Source organism: Rhizobium sp. 10N427, from assembly GCF_056394605.1.
In genome coordinates, this window is sequence record NZ_JBFTID010000011.1 from 1 (window position 1) to 18,266 (window position 18,266).

Sequence of the window (18,266 nt, forward strand, 5' to 3'; positions counted from 1 at the left end):
AAGGCATCGCAGAAAGGCATCGCAGATCAGCGGCATGAGCGACACGCAGCTCGAAGGTCTGAGCGTTGCTCAGGCTGGCGCACTGACGGCGGCCCAGGTCGGTGCTCTCAGTGCCGATGACATCAAGAAGTTCTCCGACGACGAAATTGCTGCCCTCAGCCCGAAGGCGATCCCCGGTCTGAGCAATGAGGCAATTGCCGCTCTCACCGAAAGCCAGGTTGGCAAGCTCAGCACGGACCAGCTCAAGCAGGTCACGACCAAGCAGATCACTGCCTTCACGTCTGGCCAGCTTGCCAAGTTCACCGATGATCAGATCGGCGCATTGTCGGCTGCTCAAGTCGGCTCGCTCACCAACGACCAGATCGGTGGCCTGACTGCCGGTCAGATCGGCAAGCTCAGCAATGCTGCTGTCGCTGGTCTGAAGGCAAGCCAGATCACGGCGATGACCGCCGATCAGGTTGCCGGCATCACCGCAGGCCAGAGCGCTCTGTTGACAGTTGTGCAGGCCGCGGGCTTCAGCGCCACGAACATCACCAAGCTGACGGACGATGCAGTTGCGGGTCTCAGCACCAAGGCGGTTCCTGGCCTGAAGAACGAGGCGATCGCTGTCCTCAGCGAAAGCCAGGTCGGCAAGCTCAGCGCCGACCAGCTCAAGCAGGTCACGACCAAGCAGATCACCGCCTTCACGTCTGGCCAGCTTGCCAAGTTCACCGATGATCAGATCGGCGCATTGTCGGCTGCCCAGGTCGGCGCACTCACCAACGACCAGATCGGTGGCCTGACTGCCGGTCAGATCGGCAAGCTCAGCAATGCTGCTGTTGCTGGCCTCAAGGCTACGCAGATCACCGCGATGACTGCCGATCAGGTTGCCGGCATCACCGCAGGCCAGAGCGCTCTGCTGACGGCTGCACAGGTTGCAGGCTTCAGCGCCACGAACATCACCAAGCTGACCGACGACGCGGTTGCTGGCCTGACCGCCAAGGCGGTCCCTGGCCTGAAGAATGAAGCCATCGCCGTCCTCAGCGAAAGCCAGGTCGGCAAGCTCAGCACGGACCAGCTCAAGCAGGTCACGACCAAGCAGATCACTGCCTTCACGTCTGGCCAGCTTGCCAAATTCACCGATGATCAGATCGGTGCATTGTCGGCTGCTCAGGTCGGCTCGCTCACCAACGACCAGATCGGTGGCCTGACTGCCGGTCAGATCGGCAAGCTCAGCAATGCCGCTGTCGCTGGTCTGAAGGCAAGCCAGATCACGGCTATGACTGCCGATCAGGTTGCCGGTATCACCGCAGGTCAGAGCGCTCTGCTGAACACTGCCCAGGTCGCAGGCTTCAGCGCCACGAACGTGACGAAGCTGACCGACGACGCTGTTGCCGGGATATCCGCCAAGGCGATTGGTGGTCTTACCAACGAAGCGATCGCTGTTCTCAGCGACAGCCAGATCGGCAAGCTCAGCGCCGACCAGATCAAGGTGATGACGCCGAAGCAGGTTACCGCCTTCACGGCTGGCCAGCTCGGCAAGTTCACCGACGATCAGATGGGTGCCCTGACGGCAGCCCAGGTCGGCTCTCTCTCCGACACGCAGATCGTCGGTCTCTCGGCTGCTCAGATTGGCAAGCTCAGCAACGCTGCAGTCGGCGGTCTGAAGGCAACGCAGATCAGCGGTATGTCTGACACGCAGCTTGAAGGTCTGAGCGTTGCTCAGGCTGGCGCACTGACGGCGGCCCAGGTCGGTGCTCTGAGTGCCGATGACATCAAGAAGTTCTCCGACGACGAAATCGGAGCGATTGGTGTAAAGTCGATTAACGGCCTGAAGAACGAGGCAATCGCTGCCCTTACCGAAAGCCAGATCGGCAAGCTGACGACCGGCCAGATCTCCGGTCTGCTGTCGACACAGGTTGCGAGCTTCACGGCTGTTCAGCTTGGCAAGTTCACCGACGACCAGATCGGCGCACTCTCCGCCGCTCAGGTTGGTGCACTGACCAACGACCAGATCGGTGGTCTTTCCGCCGGTCAGATCGGCAAGCTTAGCAACACGGCCGTCACCGGCCTCAAGGCAAGCCAGATCACGGCGATGACTGCCGATCAGGTTGCCGGCATCACCGCAGGCCAGAGCGCTCTTCTGACCGGTGCGCAGGTTGCTGGCTTCACTGCCACGAACGTTACGAAGCTGACCGATGATGCGGTTGCGGGCCTGACCGCCAAGGCAATCCCGAGCCTGACGAACGACGCGATCGCTGTCCTCAGCGAAAGCCAGGTCGGCAAGCTCAGCACCGACCAGCTCAAGGCGATGACGCCGAAGCAGGTCAGCGGCTTCACTGCCACGCAGCTCGGCAAGTTCACCGACGACCAGATCGGTGCGCTCTCCGCAACTCAGGTCGGCGCGCTGACCGATACGCAGATCGGTGGCCTCTCGGCCGGTCAGATCGGCAAGATCAGCAACACGGCAGTCACCGGTCTCAAGGCCACGCAGATCACGGCGATGAGCGCCGATCAGGTTGCCGGCATCACCGCTGACCAGAGTGCTCTGCTGACAGCTGCGCAGGTTGGTGGCTTCAGCGCCACGAACGTGACGAAGCTGACCGACAACGCAGTTGCCGGCCTGACCGCCAAGGCGATCCCTGGCTTGAAGAACGAAGCGATCGCTGTCCTCAGCGACAGCCAGATCGGCAAGCTCAGCGCCGATCAGATCAAGGCTGTGACAACGCAGCAGATCGCAGGCTTCACGGCTGGCCAGCTCGGCAAGTTCACCGACGATCAGATGGGTGCTCTGTCGGCTGCTCAGGTTGGCGCACTCTCCGACACGCAGATCACCGGTCTCTCGGCTGCTCAGATCGGCAAGCTCAGCAACGCTGCAGTGGGCGGTCTGAAGGCAACCCAGATCAGCGGCATGAGCGACGTACAGCTCGAAGGTGTCAGCACCTCACAGGCTGCTGTGCTGACGGCAGCCCAGGTCGGTGCCCTGAGCGCTGACGACATCAAGAAGTTCTCCGATGACGACATCGGGGCGATCACGGCGAAGTCGATCAACGGTCTGAAGGCCGATGCCATTGCCGCTCTCAGCGACAGCCAGATCGGCAAGCTCAGCGCGGACCAGATCTCCGGTCTGCTGTCGACGCAGGTTGCCAGCTTCACGGCTGCTCAGCTCGGCAAGTTCACCGACGACCAGATCGGCGCACTTTCCGCCGCTCAGGTTGGTGCACTGACCAACGACCAGATTGGCGGTCTCTCTGCCGGTCAGATCGGCAAGCTCAGCAACGCGGCTGTAGCGGGTCTGAAGGCAAGCCAGATCACGGCAATGAGCGCCGATCAGGTTGCCGGCATCACCACAGGCCAGGCAGGTCTGCTGACTGCTCTGCAGGTCGCTGGCTTCAGCGCCACGAACGTCACCAAACTGACGGACGACGCGGTTGCCGCGATCGGCACCAAGTCGATCGGTGGTCTGAAGACCGACGCGATCGGTGTTCTCAGCGACAGCCAGATCGGCAAGCTGAGCGCTGATCAGATCAAGTCGATCACGACACAGCAGATCGCCGGCTTCAAGGCTGCCCAGCTCGGCAAGTTCACCGACGACCAGCTCGGTGCACTCTCCGCTGCCCAGGTTGGCGCACTGAGCAACGATCAGATCGCGGGTCTCTCCGCGGCTCAGATCGGCAAGCTCAGCGACACGGCGATCACCGGTCTCAAGGCAACGCAGATCACCTCGATGAGCACCGCTCAGATCGAAGGGATCACGCTGTCGCAGACCGCAAAGCTGAACGCTGCACAGATCGGCGCCATGGCGCCGGAAGGGGTCGCGAAGTTCTCGGTCGACGAGATCGCCGCAATCGACGTCAGCGCGATCAAGGGACTGTCTGCTGACGACATCACGGCTTTGGACAAGGATCACGCCAACGCCTTCACCACTCCGCAGATCCAGGCAATGAACGACGACCAGCTGGCAGCCGTCGTGGCCGCCTACAACGCAGCCTAAGACGCAAGGGAGGGTGGCCCGTCGGCCACGCTTCACCGGCTTAACGCAATCGGGCCCGCAGCTTTGCGGGCCCTTTTCGTTTTCCGGCCTACCTGGTCCTCGCGCATGGCAACAAGCGGCCCCCAGTTCGCTTCGAGACCATGCCGCGGATCATCATTGCCGTCCGATTCGCGTCGGCTGTTTTATGTGATGGAAGTGTGCCGCCGGCTGGGCCGGGTCATGCCGATTTTTCAACGGCCATAAAAGGCCCAGAGAAGGCCTTGGGCGAGAGATGGCAGTCTTGTGCTGTCGCGGCCCGGGTTGCATCAGCGAGCGCGTCGTGAAGGCTCTGCAGAGGCTTTCGCTTGTGCCAAAGATTCGGCCAGGCACACAGCCGCGATCGCCATGGCGCATTTCAGGGCATACTTCTTAATTCGACTGAGAACCATACCGCAGTTTCCCCTGCGGTCGCTCGCGGTAGACGCGGGAAATGGCAGTCCTGCAGAAGGCTGCGGCGTGGGAGATTTTGTGAGAAAACTTAGCCGGCTTTGAGGGAGGCTAAAATCACCAATCAGCGGCTTGGTGAAAATCCTCTAATAAATCAAGAGGATCGGATGGTGGGCGTGACAGGGATTGAACCTGTGACCCCTACGATGTCAACGTAGTGCTCTCCCGCTGAGCTACACGCCCATCCGATGGCGGCGCATAGATCACAAAACCTTTGGGGCCGTCAATAGGCTTTTTCGAAGTTTTGTGACCTGACGCCTGCAAGCCTTACGCGGCAAGCATTTTGTTCACTTCATCGACGAGATCGCGGAGGTGGAAAGGCTTGGAAAGGACCTTTGCATCCTTCGGTGCCTTCGAATCAGGGTTCAGTGCCACAGCAGCAAAACCGGTGATGAACATGACCTTGAGGTCCGGGTCGAGTTCGGTCGCGCGGCGCGCGAGTTCGATGCCGTCCATTTCAGGCATGACGATGTCGGTCAGCAGAAGCGAAAAGGGCTCTTCGCGGAGCCGGTCATAGGCGCTTGCGCCGTTGTCGTAGGACAGAACCTTGTAGCCTGCCTTTTCGAGCGCCTTCACGAGGAAGCGGCGCATGTCGTTGTCGTCTTCTGCAAGCAGTATCTTCTGAGTCATTATCCAGACCGCTGGTGAGATGAATTTTTATGGGAGGCTCCAGCCAATACACTAGTCCTTCCCCGGTAAACAACCGGTGAAGTGACCACCCGTGGCTGTCATCCCCTGTACATAGTATGGACTTGCGGCCGGGCAACTGGCAACATGGGGCAAGCAAGCCTCGAACGACATGGTTAAGAGGGTAGAAGGTGCCTGAAATCCGCGAATACGAGCTTTTTGAGATACGTGAGCCCGTGTCGCAGACAATTCCCTTCGTTTACAATTCCCCCCATAGCGGCCGCATTTATCCACCGGAATTTATCGCCCAGTCGCGTCTGCAGGGCATTTCGATCCGCCGTTCGGAGGATCACTACGTCGATGAACTGTTCTCGGCGGCCAGCCTGCTCGGCGCGCCGCTGCTGCTTGCAAATTTCCCGCGAGCCTATCTCGACGTTAACCGTGAACCCTACGAACTCGATCCGCGGATGTTCGACGGGCTTCTGCCGTCCTATGCGAACATCAATTCGCTGCGCGTTGCGGGCGGTCTCGGAACCATCCCGCGGATCGTTGCAGAGAACATGGAAATCTATGCGCGGCGCATTCCCGTCCAGGAGGGGCTCGATCGCGTCGAGAGCGTCTACAAGCCCTATCACGCCGCACTTCGGCGGCTGATTGCCCGTACCCATGTGCAGTTCGGCTTCGGTGTGCTGATCGATTGCCACTCGATGCCTGGAAATGTGCGGGTTGCCGGCAGCAACCAGCGGCCGGATTTCATCATCGGCGACCGCTATGGAACGTCGGCCTCCGCCGAGTTGTCGCGCACTGCGATCAGCATCTTCGAAGAGATGGGCTTCACGGCCATTCGCAACAAGCCCTATGCCGGCGGCTTCATCACCGAGCATTACGGGCGCCCGTCGCGGGGCCTGCATGCGCTGCAGATCGAGGTCAATCGCTCGATCTATGTGGATGAGGTGACACTGGAAAAGCGGGCTGATTTCCCTGTGATCGCCAATGCGGTGACGAGCTTCATGCGGCAGATGGCGGATTACGTGCAGCGTTTTGCCGACGATACGGCGCTGGCGGCTGAATAACTCTCCCTGGCAATACTCAAAAAAAACCGCGCTCTGCAGCGCGGCTAAGTCTAGGGAGGAAACACCCAAGGAGGGTATTTACAGTCAGAAGACTGTAAGAAGAAGCTACTATTGCGCTGCACAATCGTCAAGCAAAATATTGCAGTGCAAAATAATTAGGCAGATAAAGATCGATTGCCTGAAGTGTTTGCATTTTAACGCAGTTTCGCTATGAAAAGCGCCAATCCCGAGGCCAGAAACGGATCCGCCAATGCTCCCCGACCGCTCGTTCTTCAATCGTCTGGCCGAAGCGGCCAAAGCCGAAACGCTGCCGCGCTTCCGCTCCGGCCTTGATGTCACCAACAAGCTCGCCAGCGGGTTCGACCCGGTCACCGAAGGCGACCAGGCGGCGGAAGCTGCGATCCGCAAGCTGATCGAGGCGCATTATCCCGAACACGGCATCCTGGGCGAGGAGCACGGCAGCGTCGGTCTCGACCGGGAATATGTCTGGGTCATCGATCCGATCGATGGCACGCGGGCCTTCATATCGGGCGTACCCGTCTGGGGCACGCTGATCGGCCTGCAGAAAAATGGCCAAGCCATCATGGGCATGATCGAGCAGCCGTTCACCGGAGAGCGCTATTTCGCTGACCAGAGCGGTTCGTTCTACACCGGGCCGGAAGGCGACAGGCAGCTCAAGGTGCGCGATTGCGATGCGCTTTCCAACGCCATCCTGTTTACCACCTCGCCGCATCTCTTCACCGGCAACGATATGGACAGGTACCGGGAGATCGAAAGCCAGGTGCGGTTGTTCCGCTATGGCTGCGATTGCTACGCCTATGCGCTGCTTGCGGCCGGGCATATCGATCTCGTGATCGAAAACAGCCTGAAGCCCTACGACGTCGGCGGCATCATTCCTGTCGTCGAAAAGGCGGGGGGCATCATGACGACCTGGGACGGCGGGCGGCCGGAAAACGGCGGTTCGATCATCGCCGCCGGCAGCCGGGCTGTCTACGAACAGGCGATCGCCATCCTGCAGCGCTAGGCGTCAGGTGCCGATTGCTTCGACTTCCTGTATCGCCTCGGCATCGCTGCCGGGGATGAAGGCGTGGAAGGCGGCAAGGGCGGCTGCGCGATAGACATCGCGCTCCTGGAAGATCTCGTGACGGGCGCCGTTGACCGGCACCAGCTGACCGGCGCGGAAATAGCGCGACAGGCGCTCCTGGGCGATATAGGGCACGACGCCGTCACGCGTGGGGGCGATGACAACGGTCGGAATGGTGATGGAGAACAGGTGGTTCGGCGTCATCACCTTGTCGATCGTCTTGAAGGATTCGACCAGCCAGCGGGCAGTCGGTGGCCCGAGCGTCAGTTCGGGGTGATTTCGCATCATTGCGGCGTTGCGCTCGAAGCGGACCTCGTCTGACGTCAGCGGGTTGTCGCGGAACTCGGGCTCGCGCAATTTGGCGCTCAGCGCCATGGTGCCCAAGCCGACGCTGCAGGCGGCGGACGCCAGCCTACGGATGGTCGAGGCCGATGCAGCCTGACCGATCAGACCGATGAACGGTGCCGACAGAACCATACGCTCGATGCGCGTCGACAGATACGGTGCGGCGGAAAGCGCGATCAGCGCTCCCGTGGAATGCGCCAGAATGTAGAAGGGTAGGCGGGTGTCCGGCAGCACGATCTTCTCGAGGAAGATGTCCAGATCGCGCTCGTAATCCGAAAACCGCCGGACATGGCCGTGCTGGCGCTTCTTGACGAGGCGCGGCGAGCCGCCCTGGCCGCGCAGGTCGAAGGTCGCCACCCAGAGGCCCTTCGCCGTCAGATCGCGGATCGTCTCGAAATATTTCTCGATATATTCGTTGCGGCCCTGCAGCAGCACGACCGTGCCATTGGCGACGGAGGCGTTGGAGCGAAACACCGCATAGCGCAGCTGCTGCCCGTCAAAGGTCTCGAAATAGCCCTCGGTCCGGTTCTCTGGAGCCGGATTGTCTGGAGTCGAGATGAGAACCTGGTCCATGGGATTTGCCGCTGCTCGATGAACGTCCATTGTAGGGGATAATGCACGCGAGGCTGAAATCAACTCTTAAAGATCGTCCGGCAGCCAACCCTGCAGGAAAAAGAGACCGGCGGGGCGAGAGGGATGCCGGCGCCGGTCCAAAGTCGGACTGAAGAAGAAGGGACGATGCACTTCAGCCATCGGGCCAGTTTGATTACCCGACGGTTTGATTTCTAGGACAGGGCGGCTGAACCGATACCGAACCGGGCGTTCATGCGTGGTTCACCGGTCTGATCGGCGGCACTTGAACTCCGGAAAATCGATCACCATCTGAATTCTGCAGGCGCCGGAAGGGCCTGCCCAACCGCTCCGAAGCTGCCGAATATGGGGTTTCGGGGACATGTTTTTCGCAACTCGTCGCTTCCCAAGGAGGACACCATGCGTCACGTCGATTTCTCTCCCCTCTACCGTTCCACCGTCGGTTTCGATCGTCTTTTCACGATGCTCGACAGCCTTGCTCAGCCCGATCAGGGCCAGACGTATCCGCCCTACAATATCGAGCGCACCGGTGAGAACACCTACCGCATCACGATGGCGGTTGCCGGTTTCGATGAAACCGAAATCTCGATCGAGGCTCAGGCGCACGCCCTGACCGTCAAGGGCGAAAAGAGCGAAGATGCTGCCGACGGCAGCGAATTCCTCTATCGTGGCATTGCCAAGCGTACTTTCGAGCGCCGCTTCCAGCTTGCCGATCACGTCGAGGTCACTGCGGCTTCGCTGAAGAACGGCCTGCTGCACATCGATCTTCTGCGCAGCATTCCTGAAGCCATGAAGCCCCGGAAGATTGCGATTGCCGCCGAGGCGGTTAACGCGCCCAAGGCCATCGAGGCTCAGGTCACCAACTGATCAATCCCTCCCAGGGCTGAAAAGAAAAGCGGCGCTCCGATGGAGCGCCGCTTTTTTGTTGATTGCGTGCCGCGCTCACCGGTCAGGCCGGACTTGCCGCTTCCTCGAGTTCTTTAGCGCTGGCCCGCTTTGCGGCGGCAGCCGCGTATTTCTGGGCGATGACGGCGCAGGCCATCAGCTGGATCTGGTGGAACAGCATCAGCGGCAGCACGATGGCGCCGATCGACTGGCCGGCGAAGATGACGTTGGCCATCGGCACGCCGCTCGCCAGGCTCTTCTTTGAGCCACAGAAGGTGATGGTGATCTCGTCGGCCTTGTTGAAGCCAAGCGCCCGGCTTCCGTACATGGTGATCGCAAGCACCAGCGCGAGCAGCAGCATGTCGAGGACGATGACCACGGCGATATCGCCGATCGAGAATGTATGCCAGAGACCCTCGACGACGGCCTTGCTGAAGGCCACGTAGACGACCATGAGGATCGATCCGCGATCGACAGGCATCAGGATCTTCTTTTTCGAGCGGATCCAGTCACCGATCCACGGCTGCAATACCTGGCCAAGCACGAAGGGCAGCAGCAGCTGCAGCATGATCTGCTCAAGTGCATCCCAAGAAAAGCCGCCATGGCCGCCGACAGAGAACAGCAAGCCGACGAGCAGCGGCGTCAGGAACATACCGAAGATGTTCGATGCCGATGCCGAGCAGATCGCTGCCGGAACATTGCCGCCGGCCATCGAGGTGAAGGCGATCGAGGACTGAACCGTCGAAGGCAGCACGCAGAGGAAGAGAATGCCGAGATAGAGCGGCTGCGGCAGGATCGTATCGGGGATGAAGCCGATGGCTACGCCAAGCAGCGGGAACAGCGCGAAGGTGGTCAGCAGAATCGCCAGATGCAGACGCCAGTGCAGCACGCCGGCGATCACCACGTCGCGGGAAAGACGCGCGCCGTGCAGGAAGAACAGCAGGGCGATCGCCAAATCCGTGGCAATGCTGAAGTAACCGGCAAACGCTCCGTCCGCCGGAAACAGCGACGCGAGGATAACGGTGCAGACGAGGAGGATCGTGAAAGTATCTGGCAGGAAGCGGCGCATGATCTGGTCCCGGGCAATTCTAAGTTCATTGTTTTGTCATCCATTATGATTCAGGATGCAAGGAATAACAGTTATCATGAATTGAGATTAAAATGCTCGATCTTACCCAGTTGCGCAGCTTCGTAGCCGTCGAACAGATGGGCAGTTTCACTCTGGCTGCCGAGCGCCTGGGGCTTGGGCAATCGACGGTCAGCCAGCATATTCAGCGGCTTGAAACGTCGGTCGGCCGGAAATTGCTGGCGCGGGATACGCATAAGGTGGTGCTGACTGGAGACGGTGAGGCGCTGCTGTCGCATGCCCGGGCCATGCTTTCGATCGAGGGGCAAGTGCAGTCTCTGTTTCGCGGCAACAGTCTGCGCGGCAAGTTGCGGCTCGGCGTTTCGGAGGATTTCGTCACCAGCCAGCTCCCGGCGGTGTTGGAAGATTTCGTCCGCTCGCACCCGTCTGTCGATCTGGAACTCACTGTTGCTCTTTCTGGTGCGCTCTATGAGATGCAAGACAATGGCGAGATCGATCTCGTGCTTGCCAAGCGCCGGCTGGGGGATGCGCGCGGCAAGCTGGTTTACCGCGAGCCTCTGGTGTGGCTGGCGCGTGATCCCGAGCATATCATGGCGCAGAACCCGCTGCCGCTGATCGCCTTTCCGGCGCCAAGCGTCACCCGTAGCATCGCGCTGGAAGCATTGGGGCGAACGCAGGTGGCGTGGCGGATCGTCTGCACCTGCGGCAGCCTCAGCGGCCTTACGGCGGCGGCGCGTGCCGGAATGGGGGTGCTGGTGCAACCGCGCAGCATGGCACCGTCAGGATTGAAGGAAATTTCGCCTGGTCGGCTGCCGGTGCTCGAGGATGTGGAATTCGTGCTCGTTCCACGCAAGGGCGCCGATCGGGCTCTGGTCTCGGCGCTTTCCGAAGACATCCTCGGCAAGGTGCGCAGCTTGCGGTCAAGCAGCTAAACAGAAACCCCGCCGGATTGGCGGGGTTTCTGTTGTTCTGGTTATGGGCCTACGCACTGCTGGCGGGGGCCATTATAGGGCTGGAACGTGTTGTCCGAAGCCCGGTACGAACGGTAGCGGTCGGCGCACCAGCGGGTGTGCGAGTTGCCGCCATAGTAGCGCGGCTGCGACGCAGCGCTCAATGCGCCGCCGATGATCGCACCGGCTGCAAGTCCGCCGATAATCGCGCCAGCATTGTTGTTATGGCGATGGTAGTAGCCGTCGCGATAGTAGCGGCGGTTATAGTTCGAGTGGTAGCGGCCATTGTTCCAATGGTGGTTGTTCCAGTTGCGGTGGCGCACAATTCTTGGGCTGCGCACCTGCTGGATATCGGATGCCAGCTGCGGCTTCTCGATGTTGACCACCGGGAACGCCTGCGCTGGCGCAATGCCGGTGAAGGCGGTGGCGAGAGAAATGACTAGGATTGCGAGTTTTTTCATGATTTTCACCTTTCGCCTGTAAAATCGAAAGGCGGCTCGAAAGTTCCGCGAGACCACACATTTGTGCAGGCTTTCACGCAAACGTTAACGGGCTGCTTGCCGCTTTAAGCTCGTCTCAACCGTGTCGCTTAGACGTTTGGTCAGATTTCGGCCGATAGTTTAGCAATCCTTAAAGGTCGTCGTTCGGGGCAAGGGAGAACGGACCGATGATTTATGGAGCAATATTCGTATCCGGGCTGGTTGCCTGCGTGATGATGATCGTGGTGATCGGCCACGAAGCAGAAAAGGCGGATCAGGGTGCACCCCAATCCGCCGTCTTTGGACATCAGAATTGATGCCGTCTTATGCCGCCAGGCATTTCAGGAAGCCGTCGACATCGGCTTCCGTCGTCGCAAAGCTCGTCACCAGACGGATCAGCGTTTCGTTGTCGCCAACAAGTTCCGGGGTGGCGACCGGGATAGGCCACTCATAGAATTTTGCGCCGCGGCTTTCGGCGGCCTTGGCTGCGGCCTTGGTGATCACGGCAAAGACTTCGTTGGATGCCGTCGGCCAAGCGAGGCGGGCGGTATTGCTGGCGCCGATGCCGGCACGCAGCTGATCGGCCATGCCGTTCGAATGGCGTGCAAGACCAAGCCAGAGCTCTTCCTCGAAATAGGCGTCGAACTGCGCGGCGATGAAGCGCGACTTGGAGAAGAGCTGCGCGGCGCGCTTACGGATGAAGGGAATGTCCTTGGCCTGCTCCGGATTGAAGAAGACGATAGCTTCCGCACACCAGCAGCCGTTCTTGGTGCCGCCGAAGGAGAGAATATCGACGCCGCGCTTCCAAGTCATTTCCGCCGGTGTTGCACCGAGCGCGACAAGCGCATTTGCAAAACGGGCGCCATCCATATGAAGCGGGAGGCCGCGCTTTTTGGCGATCGACGAGATCTCGCCGATTTCAGGCAGCGAGTAGACGGTGCCGATCTCTGTCGCCTGAGTGATGGTAATGGCGGAGGCGCGGCCGTGATGCACGGCATCTTCCGGGAAGCTGGCGATCTTCGCCGAGAGTTTCGCCGGGTCGATCTTTCCAGCCTCGCCGCTGACGGGGATCAGGCGGGCAGAATCGGCGAAGAATTCCGGTGCGCCGCACTCGTCTTCGATCACGTGGGCCTCGGAGTGGCAGAAGGTCACGCCGCCCGGCCGTTGCACGCTGGCAAGCGAGAGCGAGTTGGCGGCGGTGCCTGTTGCCACGAAGAAGACGGCGACGTCGCGCTCAAAGACCTCGGAGAAGCGGGCTGCGACCTTCTTGTCGAGATCGCTGTTGCCATAGGCGGCGGCAAATCCGGTGGAGGCTGAAAGAAGACGTTTGGCAATGGCCTCGTGGGCACCGGCCCAGTTGTCGGAAGCAAAAAACATGATGTGACCGCACTTGGTAGTTTGGGGAGGGCAAAGTTCGGCAGGGACATTACGCCATTGCCGCGGCCGATCAAGCGCCAGCCATCAGACACATCACGAAATCTGATTTCCGCAATCAATATACAAAATAGTGCAAAAGAGCGTAATTTTATGTCGCCTAGTTGTTGTTTCGGGTAACTTTCGGTCGAAACTTGATGTTTTTTTAATTTATCACTCTTGCGGGAGCTCCGTCATTCTGGCATAGAACTTGTGAATTAGGACAGGGTTGTTGTCCTATTTTGGCCTTCGTGGCCGGAGAGGTGCCGAAAGTCCTGACCTTTGCAGGCTTTCACGTTATAGTCCGCACGAGCGCAAGACCTTTGAGGTTGCGCGGAAGCGGCTGACAGGCGCGGAGCGCGGCGGATCGCTTCTGGCGGACGCATGCGGCCGATCTTCACAATGCAACAGCGCTGTCACGCGCCGGACCTAAGATCGGGAACGGTGCATGACGAAAGGCCGCCCGCCGACCCCCGCGGGCTTTGACAGGAGCGAAGACGATGACGAAGAAGACGCCATCCACGAGTTTTGACCAGAGTGCTGCGGCCAATGCGCGCGCGACGGCCAAAACGCGCAAATTCGCCTCCGGACTGCCGAAAAAGCAGGGCCTCTACGATCCCCGTAACGAGCATGATGCCTGTGGCGTCGGCTTCGTTGCGCATATGAAGGGCCAGAAGTCGCATCAGATCGTCAAGGACGGTCTCTTCATTCTCGAAAACCTGACGCACCGCGGTGCCGTTGGCGCTGATCCGCTGATGGGCGACGGCGCGGGCATTCTGGTGCAGATTCCTGATCGCTTCTTCCGTGAAGAGATGGCCAAGCAGGGCATCACCCTGCCGAAGGCTGGCGAATACGGCGTCGGTCACATCTTCATGCCGCGCGACGAAGCGCAGATCGAGCATTTCAAGAAGGTGATCAAGGATGTCATCACCGAGGAAGGTCAGGTTCTGATCGGCTTCCGCGATGTGCCGGTCGACAACTCGTCGCTGTCGAAGGCGCCCGAGATCGCTGCCACCGAACCGCATCACGTTCAGATCTTCATCGGCGCCGGTGAAGATGCCGCGACGAACGACGAGTTCGAGCGCCGCCTGTTCACGCTCCGCAAGGTGATCTCCAACCGCATCTATGACGAGTTCGACGGCGAGGAGAGCAATTTCTATCCCGTCTCGCTGTCGTCGGCGACGATCGTCTACAAGGGCATGTTCCTGGCTTATCAGGTCGGCGCCTACTACAAGGATCTGGCCGATCCGCGCTTTGAAAGCGCCGTCGCCCTCGTGCACCAGCGCTTCTCGACCAACACCTTCCCGTCCTGGAAGCTGGCGCATCCGTACCGCATGGTTGCCCACAACGGCGAAATCAACACGCTGCGTTCCAACGTAAACTGGATGGCGGCGCGTCAGGCCTCGGTGTCCTCGCCGCTGTTCGGCGACGATATCTCCAAGCTCTGGCCGATCTCCTACGAGGGCCAGTCGGATACGGCCTGTTTTGATAACGCGCTCGAGTTTCTGGTGCGCGGCGGCTATTCCATGGCGCATGCCGTGATGATGCTGATCCCGGAAGCCTGGGCCGGCAACCAGTCGATGGCTGCCGAACGCAAGGCATTCTACGAATACCATGCGGCGCTGATGGAGCCGTGGGACGGCCCGGCTGCCGTCGCCTTTACCGATGGCAAACAGATCGGCGCGACGCTCGACCGCAACGGCCTGCGTCCGGCCCGCTATCTCGTCACCAACGACGACCGTATCATCCTGGCTTCGGAAGCCGGTACGCTGCCGGTTCCGGAAGAGGATATCGTTCAGAAGTGGCGCCTGCAGCCCGGCAAGATGCTGCTGATCGACATGGAAAAGGGCCGGATCGTTTCCGACGAGGAAGTGAAGTCCGAGCTCGCCACCAAGCATCCCTACCGCAGCTGGCTCGACCGCACGCAGCTGATCCTCGAAGACCTGAAGCCGGTGGAGCCGCGCGCGCTGCGCCGCGACGTCTCGCTGCTGAACCGCCAGCAGGCCTTCGGCTACACGACCGAAGACACCAAGATCCTGATGTCGCCGATGGCGACCACGGGTCAGGAAGCCGTCGGTTCGATGGGCACCGATACGCCGATCTCGGCAATGTCGGAAAAGTCGAAGCTGCTCTACACCTATTTCAAGCAGAACTTCGCGCAGGTCACCAACCCGCCGATCGATCCGATCCGTGAAGAGCTGGTCATGAGCCTCGTGTCGTTCATCGGCCCGCGTCCGAACCTGCTCGACCACACCGGTATGGCGAATGCGAAGCGTCTGGAAGTGCGCCAGCCGATCCTGACCAACGGCGATCTCGAGAAGATCCGCTCGATCGGCCACACGGAAGACCGCTTCGACACCAAGACGCTCGACTTCACCTATGACGTCGAGCGTGGCGCCGAAGGCATGCCGGAGATGCTCGACCGCCTCTGTGAGCGTGCCGAAGCGGCCGTCAAGGGCGGTTACAACATCATCGTGCTGTCGGACCGTCAGCTCGGCCCCGACCGCATCGCCATCCCGGCGCTGCTGGCGACCGCTGCTGTCCACCATCACCTGATCCGCAAGGGCCTGCGCACCTCCGTCGGTATCGTCGTCGAGACCGGCGAGCCGCGCGAAGTGCACCATTTCTGCCTGCTCGCTGGCTATGGTGCCGAAGCGATCAATCCGTATCTCGCTTTCGATACGCTGCTCGACATGCATGCCAAGGGCGAATTCCCGAAGGAAGTCGATGCCTCGGAAGTCGTCTATCGCTACATCAAGGCTGTCGGTAAGGGCATCCTGAAGGTCATGTCGAAGATGGGCATCTCGACCTATCAGTCCTATTGCGGTGGCCAGATCTTCGATGCGATCGGTCTGCAGCAGGAACTGGTCGACAAGTATTTCTTCGGCACGGCAACGATGATCGAAGGTGTCGATCTCTCGGCCATCGCCGAAGAGACCGTTGCCCGCCATACTTCGGCTTTCGGCAAGGATCCGCTGCTGGCGACAACGCTCGATATCGGCGGCGAATATGCCTATCGCATGCGTGGCGAAAGCCATGCCTGGACGCCGGATGCCGTTGCCACGCTTCAGCATGCGGTTCGCGGCAATGCCGAGGACCGCTACCGCGAGTTCGCCGAAATGGTGAACACGTCGGCGCTGCGGATGAATACGATCCGCGGTCTCTTCAACATCAAGAGCGCCGAACAGCTGGGCCGCACGCCGGTTTCGGTCGATGACGTCGAGCCGGCGATCGATATCGTCAAGCGCTTCTCGACGGGCGCCATGTCCTTCGGCTCGATCAGCCGTGAGGCGCATACGACGCTGGCGATCGCCATGAACAAGATCGGCGGCAAGTCGAACACCGGCGAGGGCGGCGAAGAGAGCGACCGCTACATGCCGCTGCCGGACGGTTCGTCGAACCCGGAACGCTCGGCGATCAAGCAGATCGCCTCGGGACGCTTCGGTGTGACCACTGAATATCTCGTCAATGCCGACATGCTGCAGATCAAGGTCGCCCAGGGCGCCAAGCCCGGCGAGGGTGGTCAGCTGCCCGGCCACAAGGTCGATGCAACAGTTGCCAAGACGCGCCACTCGACCCCGGGCGTCGGCCTCATCTCGCCGCCGCCGCACCACGACATCTATTCGATCGAAGATCTGGCACAGCTGATCTACGACCTGAAGAACGTCAACCCGACGTCCGATGTCTCTGTCAAGCTCGTCTCGGAAGTCGGCGTCGGCACGGTTGCCGCCGGTGTTGCCAAGGCGCGTGCCGACCACATCACGGTCTCCGGCTTCGATGGCGGCACCGGCGCATCGCCGCTGACCTCGCTGAAGCATGCGGGTTCCCCCTGGGAAATCGGCCTTGCCGAGACCCAGCAGACGCTGGTGCTGAACGGTCTGCGCTCGCGCATCGCGCTGCAGGTCGATGGCGGTCTGAAGACCGGCCGCGATGTCATCATCGGCGCACTTCTCGGTGCCGACGAGTTCGGCTTCGCGACCGCGCCGCTGATCGCTGCCGGCTGCATCATGATGCGCAAGTGCCATCTGAACACCTGTCCGGTTGGCGTTGCGACGCAGGATCCGGTCCTGCGCAAGCGCTTCAAGGGCACGCCTGAGCACGTAATCAACTACTTCTTCTTCGTCGCCAACGAAGTGCGCGAGATCCTCGCCTCGCTCGGCTTCACCAGGCTCGACGATATCGTCGGCGCTTCGGAGTTGCTGGAGAAGGATGAGATGCTGGCGCATTGGAAGGCCAAGGGTCTCGATTTCAGCCGCATCTTCCACAAGGTCGAAGCCGCCAAGGAAGAGACCTACTGGACCACCCGCCAGAAGCATCCGATCGACGATATCCTCGACCGCAAGCTGATCGAGCAGGCGGAACCGGCACTGACGTCCAAGACACCGGTTGCCTTCGAAGTCGATATCAAGAACGTCGACCGTTCGGCAGGCGCGATGCTGTCGGGCGAAGTTGCCAAGCGCTATAACCATCGCGGCCTGAAGGAAGACACGATCAACGTGACGCTTCGCGGCACGGCCGGACAGTCGTTTGGCGCGTTCCTGGCACGCGGCATCACCTTCAACCTGATCGGCGACGGCAACGACTATGTCGGCAAGGGCCTGTCAGGTGGCAAGATCATCGTTCGTCCGCCGGAAAATTCGAAGATCGTCGCGGAAGATTCGATCATTGTCGGCAACACCGTTCTCTACGGCGCGACCGAGGGTGAATGCTACTTCCGCGGTGTGGCCGGCGAGCGCTTTGCTGTCCGTAACTCGGGCGCCATCGCCATCGTCGAAGGCGTGGGCGACCACGGCTGCGAATACATGACGGGCGGCGTCGTCGTCGTTCTCGGCGCAACGGGCCGCAACTTCGCGGCCGGCATGTCCGGTGGCGTGGCTTACGTTCTCGACGAGATCGGCGATTTCGCCAAGCGCTGCAACATGGCGATGGTCGAACTCGAGCCGGTTCCGGAAGAGGACGACATGATGGAGAAGCTGCATCATCACGGCGGCGATCTGGCGCACAAGGGACGCGTCGACGTCTCCGGCGACATGACGCGTCACGACGAGGAGCGTCTCTATCAGCTGATCTCCAACCATCTGCACTACACGGGCTCCACCCGCGCGAAGCAGATCCTGGACGGCTGGGCCGACTACCGCCCGAAATTCCGCAAGGTCATGCCGGTCGAGTACCGCCGTGCGCTTGAGGAAATGGAGCGCGCCCGGATGGGCATCGCTGCGGAATAATTTGCAAAGAAGTCCGCCGCGCTCATTGCGTGGCGGATGACCGGACTA

The 18,266-nt window shown here is 60.6% G+C and carries 12 protein-coding genes and 1 tRNA gene; 7 read left to right on the plus strand and 6 right to left on the minus strand.

The window, feature by feature from the left end; translation table 11 throughout:
- Positions 1 to 34: 34 nt before the first annotated feature.
- Positions 35 to 3,973, plus strand: a complete 3,939-nt coding sequence (locus AC1DIJ_RS21105) for a beta strand repeat-containing protein (RefSeq protein ID WP_477831540.1) — start codon at positions 35 to 37, stop codon at positions 3,971 to 3,973.
- 594 nt (positions 3,974 to 4,567) lie between these two features.
- Here AC1DIJ_RS21105 and AC1DIJ_RS21110 read toward each other — a convergent pair.
- Both AC1DIJ_RS21110 and cpdR1 read right to left on the minus strand, forming a co-directional pair.
- Positions 4,568 to 4,642: transfer RNA gene (locus tag AC1DIJ_RS21110), tRNA-Val, on the minus strand.
- A gap of 84 nt (positions 4,643 to 4,726) precedes the next feature.
- Positions 4,727 to 5,089, minus strand: a complete 363-nt coding sequence (cpdR1, locus tag AC1DIJ_RS21115; protein WP_003542883.1) for a response regulator CpdR1 — start codon at positions 5,087 to 5,089, stop codon at positions 4,727 to 4,729.
- A gap of 188 nt (positions 5,090 to 5,277) precedes the next feature.
- Between cpdR1 and AC1DIJ_RS21120 the strand changes: the two genes are divergently transcribed.
- Both AC1DIJ_RS21120 and hisN read left to right on the plus strand, forming a co-directional pair.
- On the plus strand, positions 5,278 to 6,159 hold the full coding sequence (locus AC1DIJ_RS21120) for an N-formylglutamate amidohydrolase (RefSeq protein ID WP_112385543.1): 882 nt from the start codon (positions 5,278 to 5,280) through the stop codon (positions 6,157 to 6,159).
- Between the two features lie 250 nt (positions 6,160 to 6,409).
- A complete protein-coding gene (gene hisN, locus AC1DIJ_RS21125) occupies positions 6,410 to 7,183 on the plus strand; it encodes a histidinol-phosphatase (protein ID WP_112385542.1) in 774 nt (257 codons plus the stop codon).
- A gap of 3 nt (positions 7,184 to 7,186) precedes the next feature.
- Here the strand turns inward: hisN and AC1DIJ_RS21130 are convergent, their stop codons facing one another.
- Positions 7,187 to 8,161, minus strand: coding sequence for an alpha/beta hydrolase (locus AC1DIJ_RS21130; protein WP_112385541.1), 975 nt, complete (start codon positions 8,159 to 8,161; stop codon positions 7,187 to 7,189).
- 417 nt (positions 8,162 to 8,578) lie between these two features.
- On the opposite strand from AC1DIJ_RS21130, the gene AC1DIJ_RS21135 reads away from it, so the two are divergent.
- Positions 8,579 to 9,046, plus strand: coding sequence for an Hsp20 family protein (locus tag AC1DIJ_RS21135; RefSeq protein WP_112385540.1), 468 nt, complete (start codon positions 8,579 to 8,581; stop codon positions 9,044 to 9,046).
- Positions 9,047 to 9,128: 82 nt separating this feature from the next.
- Here AC1DIJ_RS21135 and AC1DIJ_RS21140 read toward each other — a convergent pair whose 3' ends face one another.
- On the minus strand, positions 9,129 to 10,133 hold the full coding sequence (locus tag AC1DIJ_RS21140) for a bile acid:sodium symporter family protein (RefSeq protein WP_112385539.1): 1,005 nt from the start codon (positions 10,131 to 10,133) through the stop codon (positions 9,129 to 9,131).
- 92 nt (positions 10,134 to 10,225) lie between these two features.
- On the opposite strand from AC1DIJ_RS21140, the gene AC1DIJ_RS21145 reads away from it, so the two are divergent.
- On the plus strand, positions 10,226 to 11,083 hold the full coding sequence (locus AC1DIJ_RS21145; RefSeq protein WP_112385538.1) for a LysR family transcriptional regulator: 858 nt from the start codon (positions 10,226 to 10,228) through the stop codon (positions 11,081 to 11,083).
- 41 nt (positions 11,084 to 11,124) lie between these two features.
- Here AC1DIJ_RS21145 and AC1DIJ_RS21150 read toward each other — a convergent pair whose 3' ends face one another.
- Positions 11,125 to 11,562, minus strand: coding sequence for a BA14K family protein (locus tag AC1DIJ_RS21150; protein ID WP_112385537.1), 438 nt, complete (start codon positions 11,560 to 11,562; stop codon positions 11,125 to 11,127).
- Positions 11,563 to 11,768: 206 nt separating this feature from the next.
- Between AC1DIJ_RS21150 and AC1DIJ_RS21155 the strand changes: the two genes are divergently transcribed.
- A complete protein-coding gene (locus tag AC1DIJ_RS21155; RefSeq protein WP_477831541.1) occupies positions 11,769 to 11,897 on the plus strand; it encodes a hypothetical protein in 129 nt (42 codons plus the stop codon).
- Positions 11,898 to 11,904: 7 nt separating this feature from the next.
- On the opposite strand, the gene AC1DIJ_RS21160 is transcribed toward AC1DIJ_RS21155, so the two are convergent.
- Positions 11,905 to 12,957, minus strand: a complete 1,053-nt coding sequence (locus tag AC1DIJ_RS21160) for a threonine aldolase family protein (protein ID WP_112385536.1) — start codon at positions 12,955 to 12,957, stop codon at positions 11,905 to 11,907.
- 536 nt (positions 12,958 to 13,493) lie between these two features.
- Between AC1DIJ_RS21160 and gltB the strand changes: the two genes are divergently transcribed.
- On the plus strand, positions 13,494 to 18,218 hold the full coding sequence (gene gltB / locus AC1DIJ_RS21165; protein WP_112385535.1) for a glutamate synthase large subunit: 4,725 nt from the start codon (positions 13,494 to 13,496) through the stop codon (positions 18,216 to 18,218).
- The last annotated feature ends 48 nt before the right edge of the window (positions 18,219 to 18,266 follow it).

Coding starts and splice junctions, on each gene's coding strand:
- AC1DIJ_RS21105 (WP_477831540.1), top strand. CDS start 35: ATGAGCGACACGCAGCTCGAAGGTCTGAGCGTTGCTCAGGCTGGCGCA.
- cpdR1 (WP_003542883.1), bottom strand. CDS start 5,089: ATGACTCAGAAGATACTGCTTGCAGAAGACGACAACGACATGCGCCGC.
- hisN (WP_112385542.1), top strand. CDS start 6,410: ATGCTCCCCGACCGCTCGTTCTTCAATCGTCTGGCCGAAGCGGCCAAA.
- AC1DIJ_RS21130 (WP_112385541.1), bottom strand. CDS start 8,161: ATGGACCAGGTTCTCATCTCGACTCCAGACAATCCGGCTCCAGAGAAC.
- AC1DIJ_RS21135 (WP_112385540.1), top strand. CDS start 8,579: ATGCGTCACGTCGATTTCTCTCCCCTCTACCGTTCCACCGTCGGTTTC.
- AC1DIJ_RS21140 (WP_112385539.1), bottom strand. CDS start 10,133: ATGCGCCGCTTCCTGCCAGATACTTTCACGATCCTCCTCGTCTGCACC.
- AC1DIJ_RS21145 (WP_112385538.1), top strand. CDS start 10,226: ATGCTCGATCTTACCCAGTTGCGCAGCTTCGTAGCCGTCGAACAGATG.
- AC1DIJ_RS21150 (WP_112385537.1), bottom strand. CDS start 11,562: ATGAAAAAACTCGCAATCCTAGTCATTTCTCTCGCCACCGCCTTCACC.
- AC1DIJ_RS21155 (WP_477831541.1), top strand. CDS start 11,769: ATGATTTATGGAGCAATATTCGTATCCGGGCTGGTTGCCTGCGTGATG.
- AC1DIJ_RS21160 (WP_112385536.1), bottom strand. CDS start 12,957: ATGTTTTTTGCTTCCGACAACTGGGCCGGTGCCCACGAGGCCATTGCC.
- gltB (WP_112385535.1), top strand. CDS start 13,494: ATGACGAAGAAGACGCCATCCACGAGTTTTGACCAGAGTGCTGCGGCC.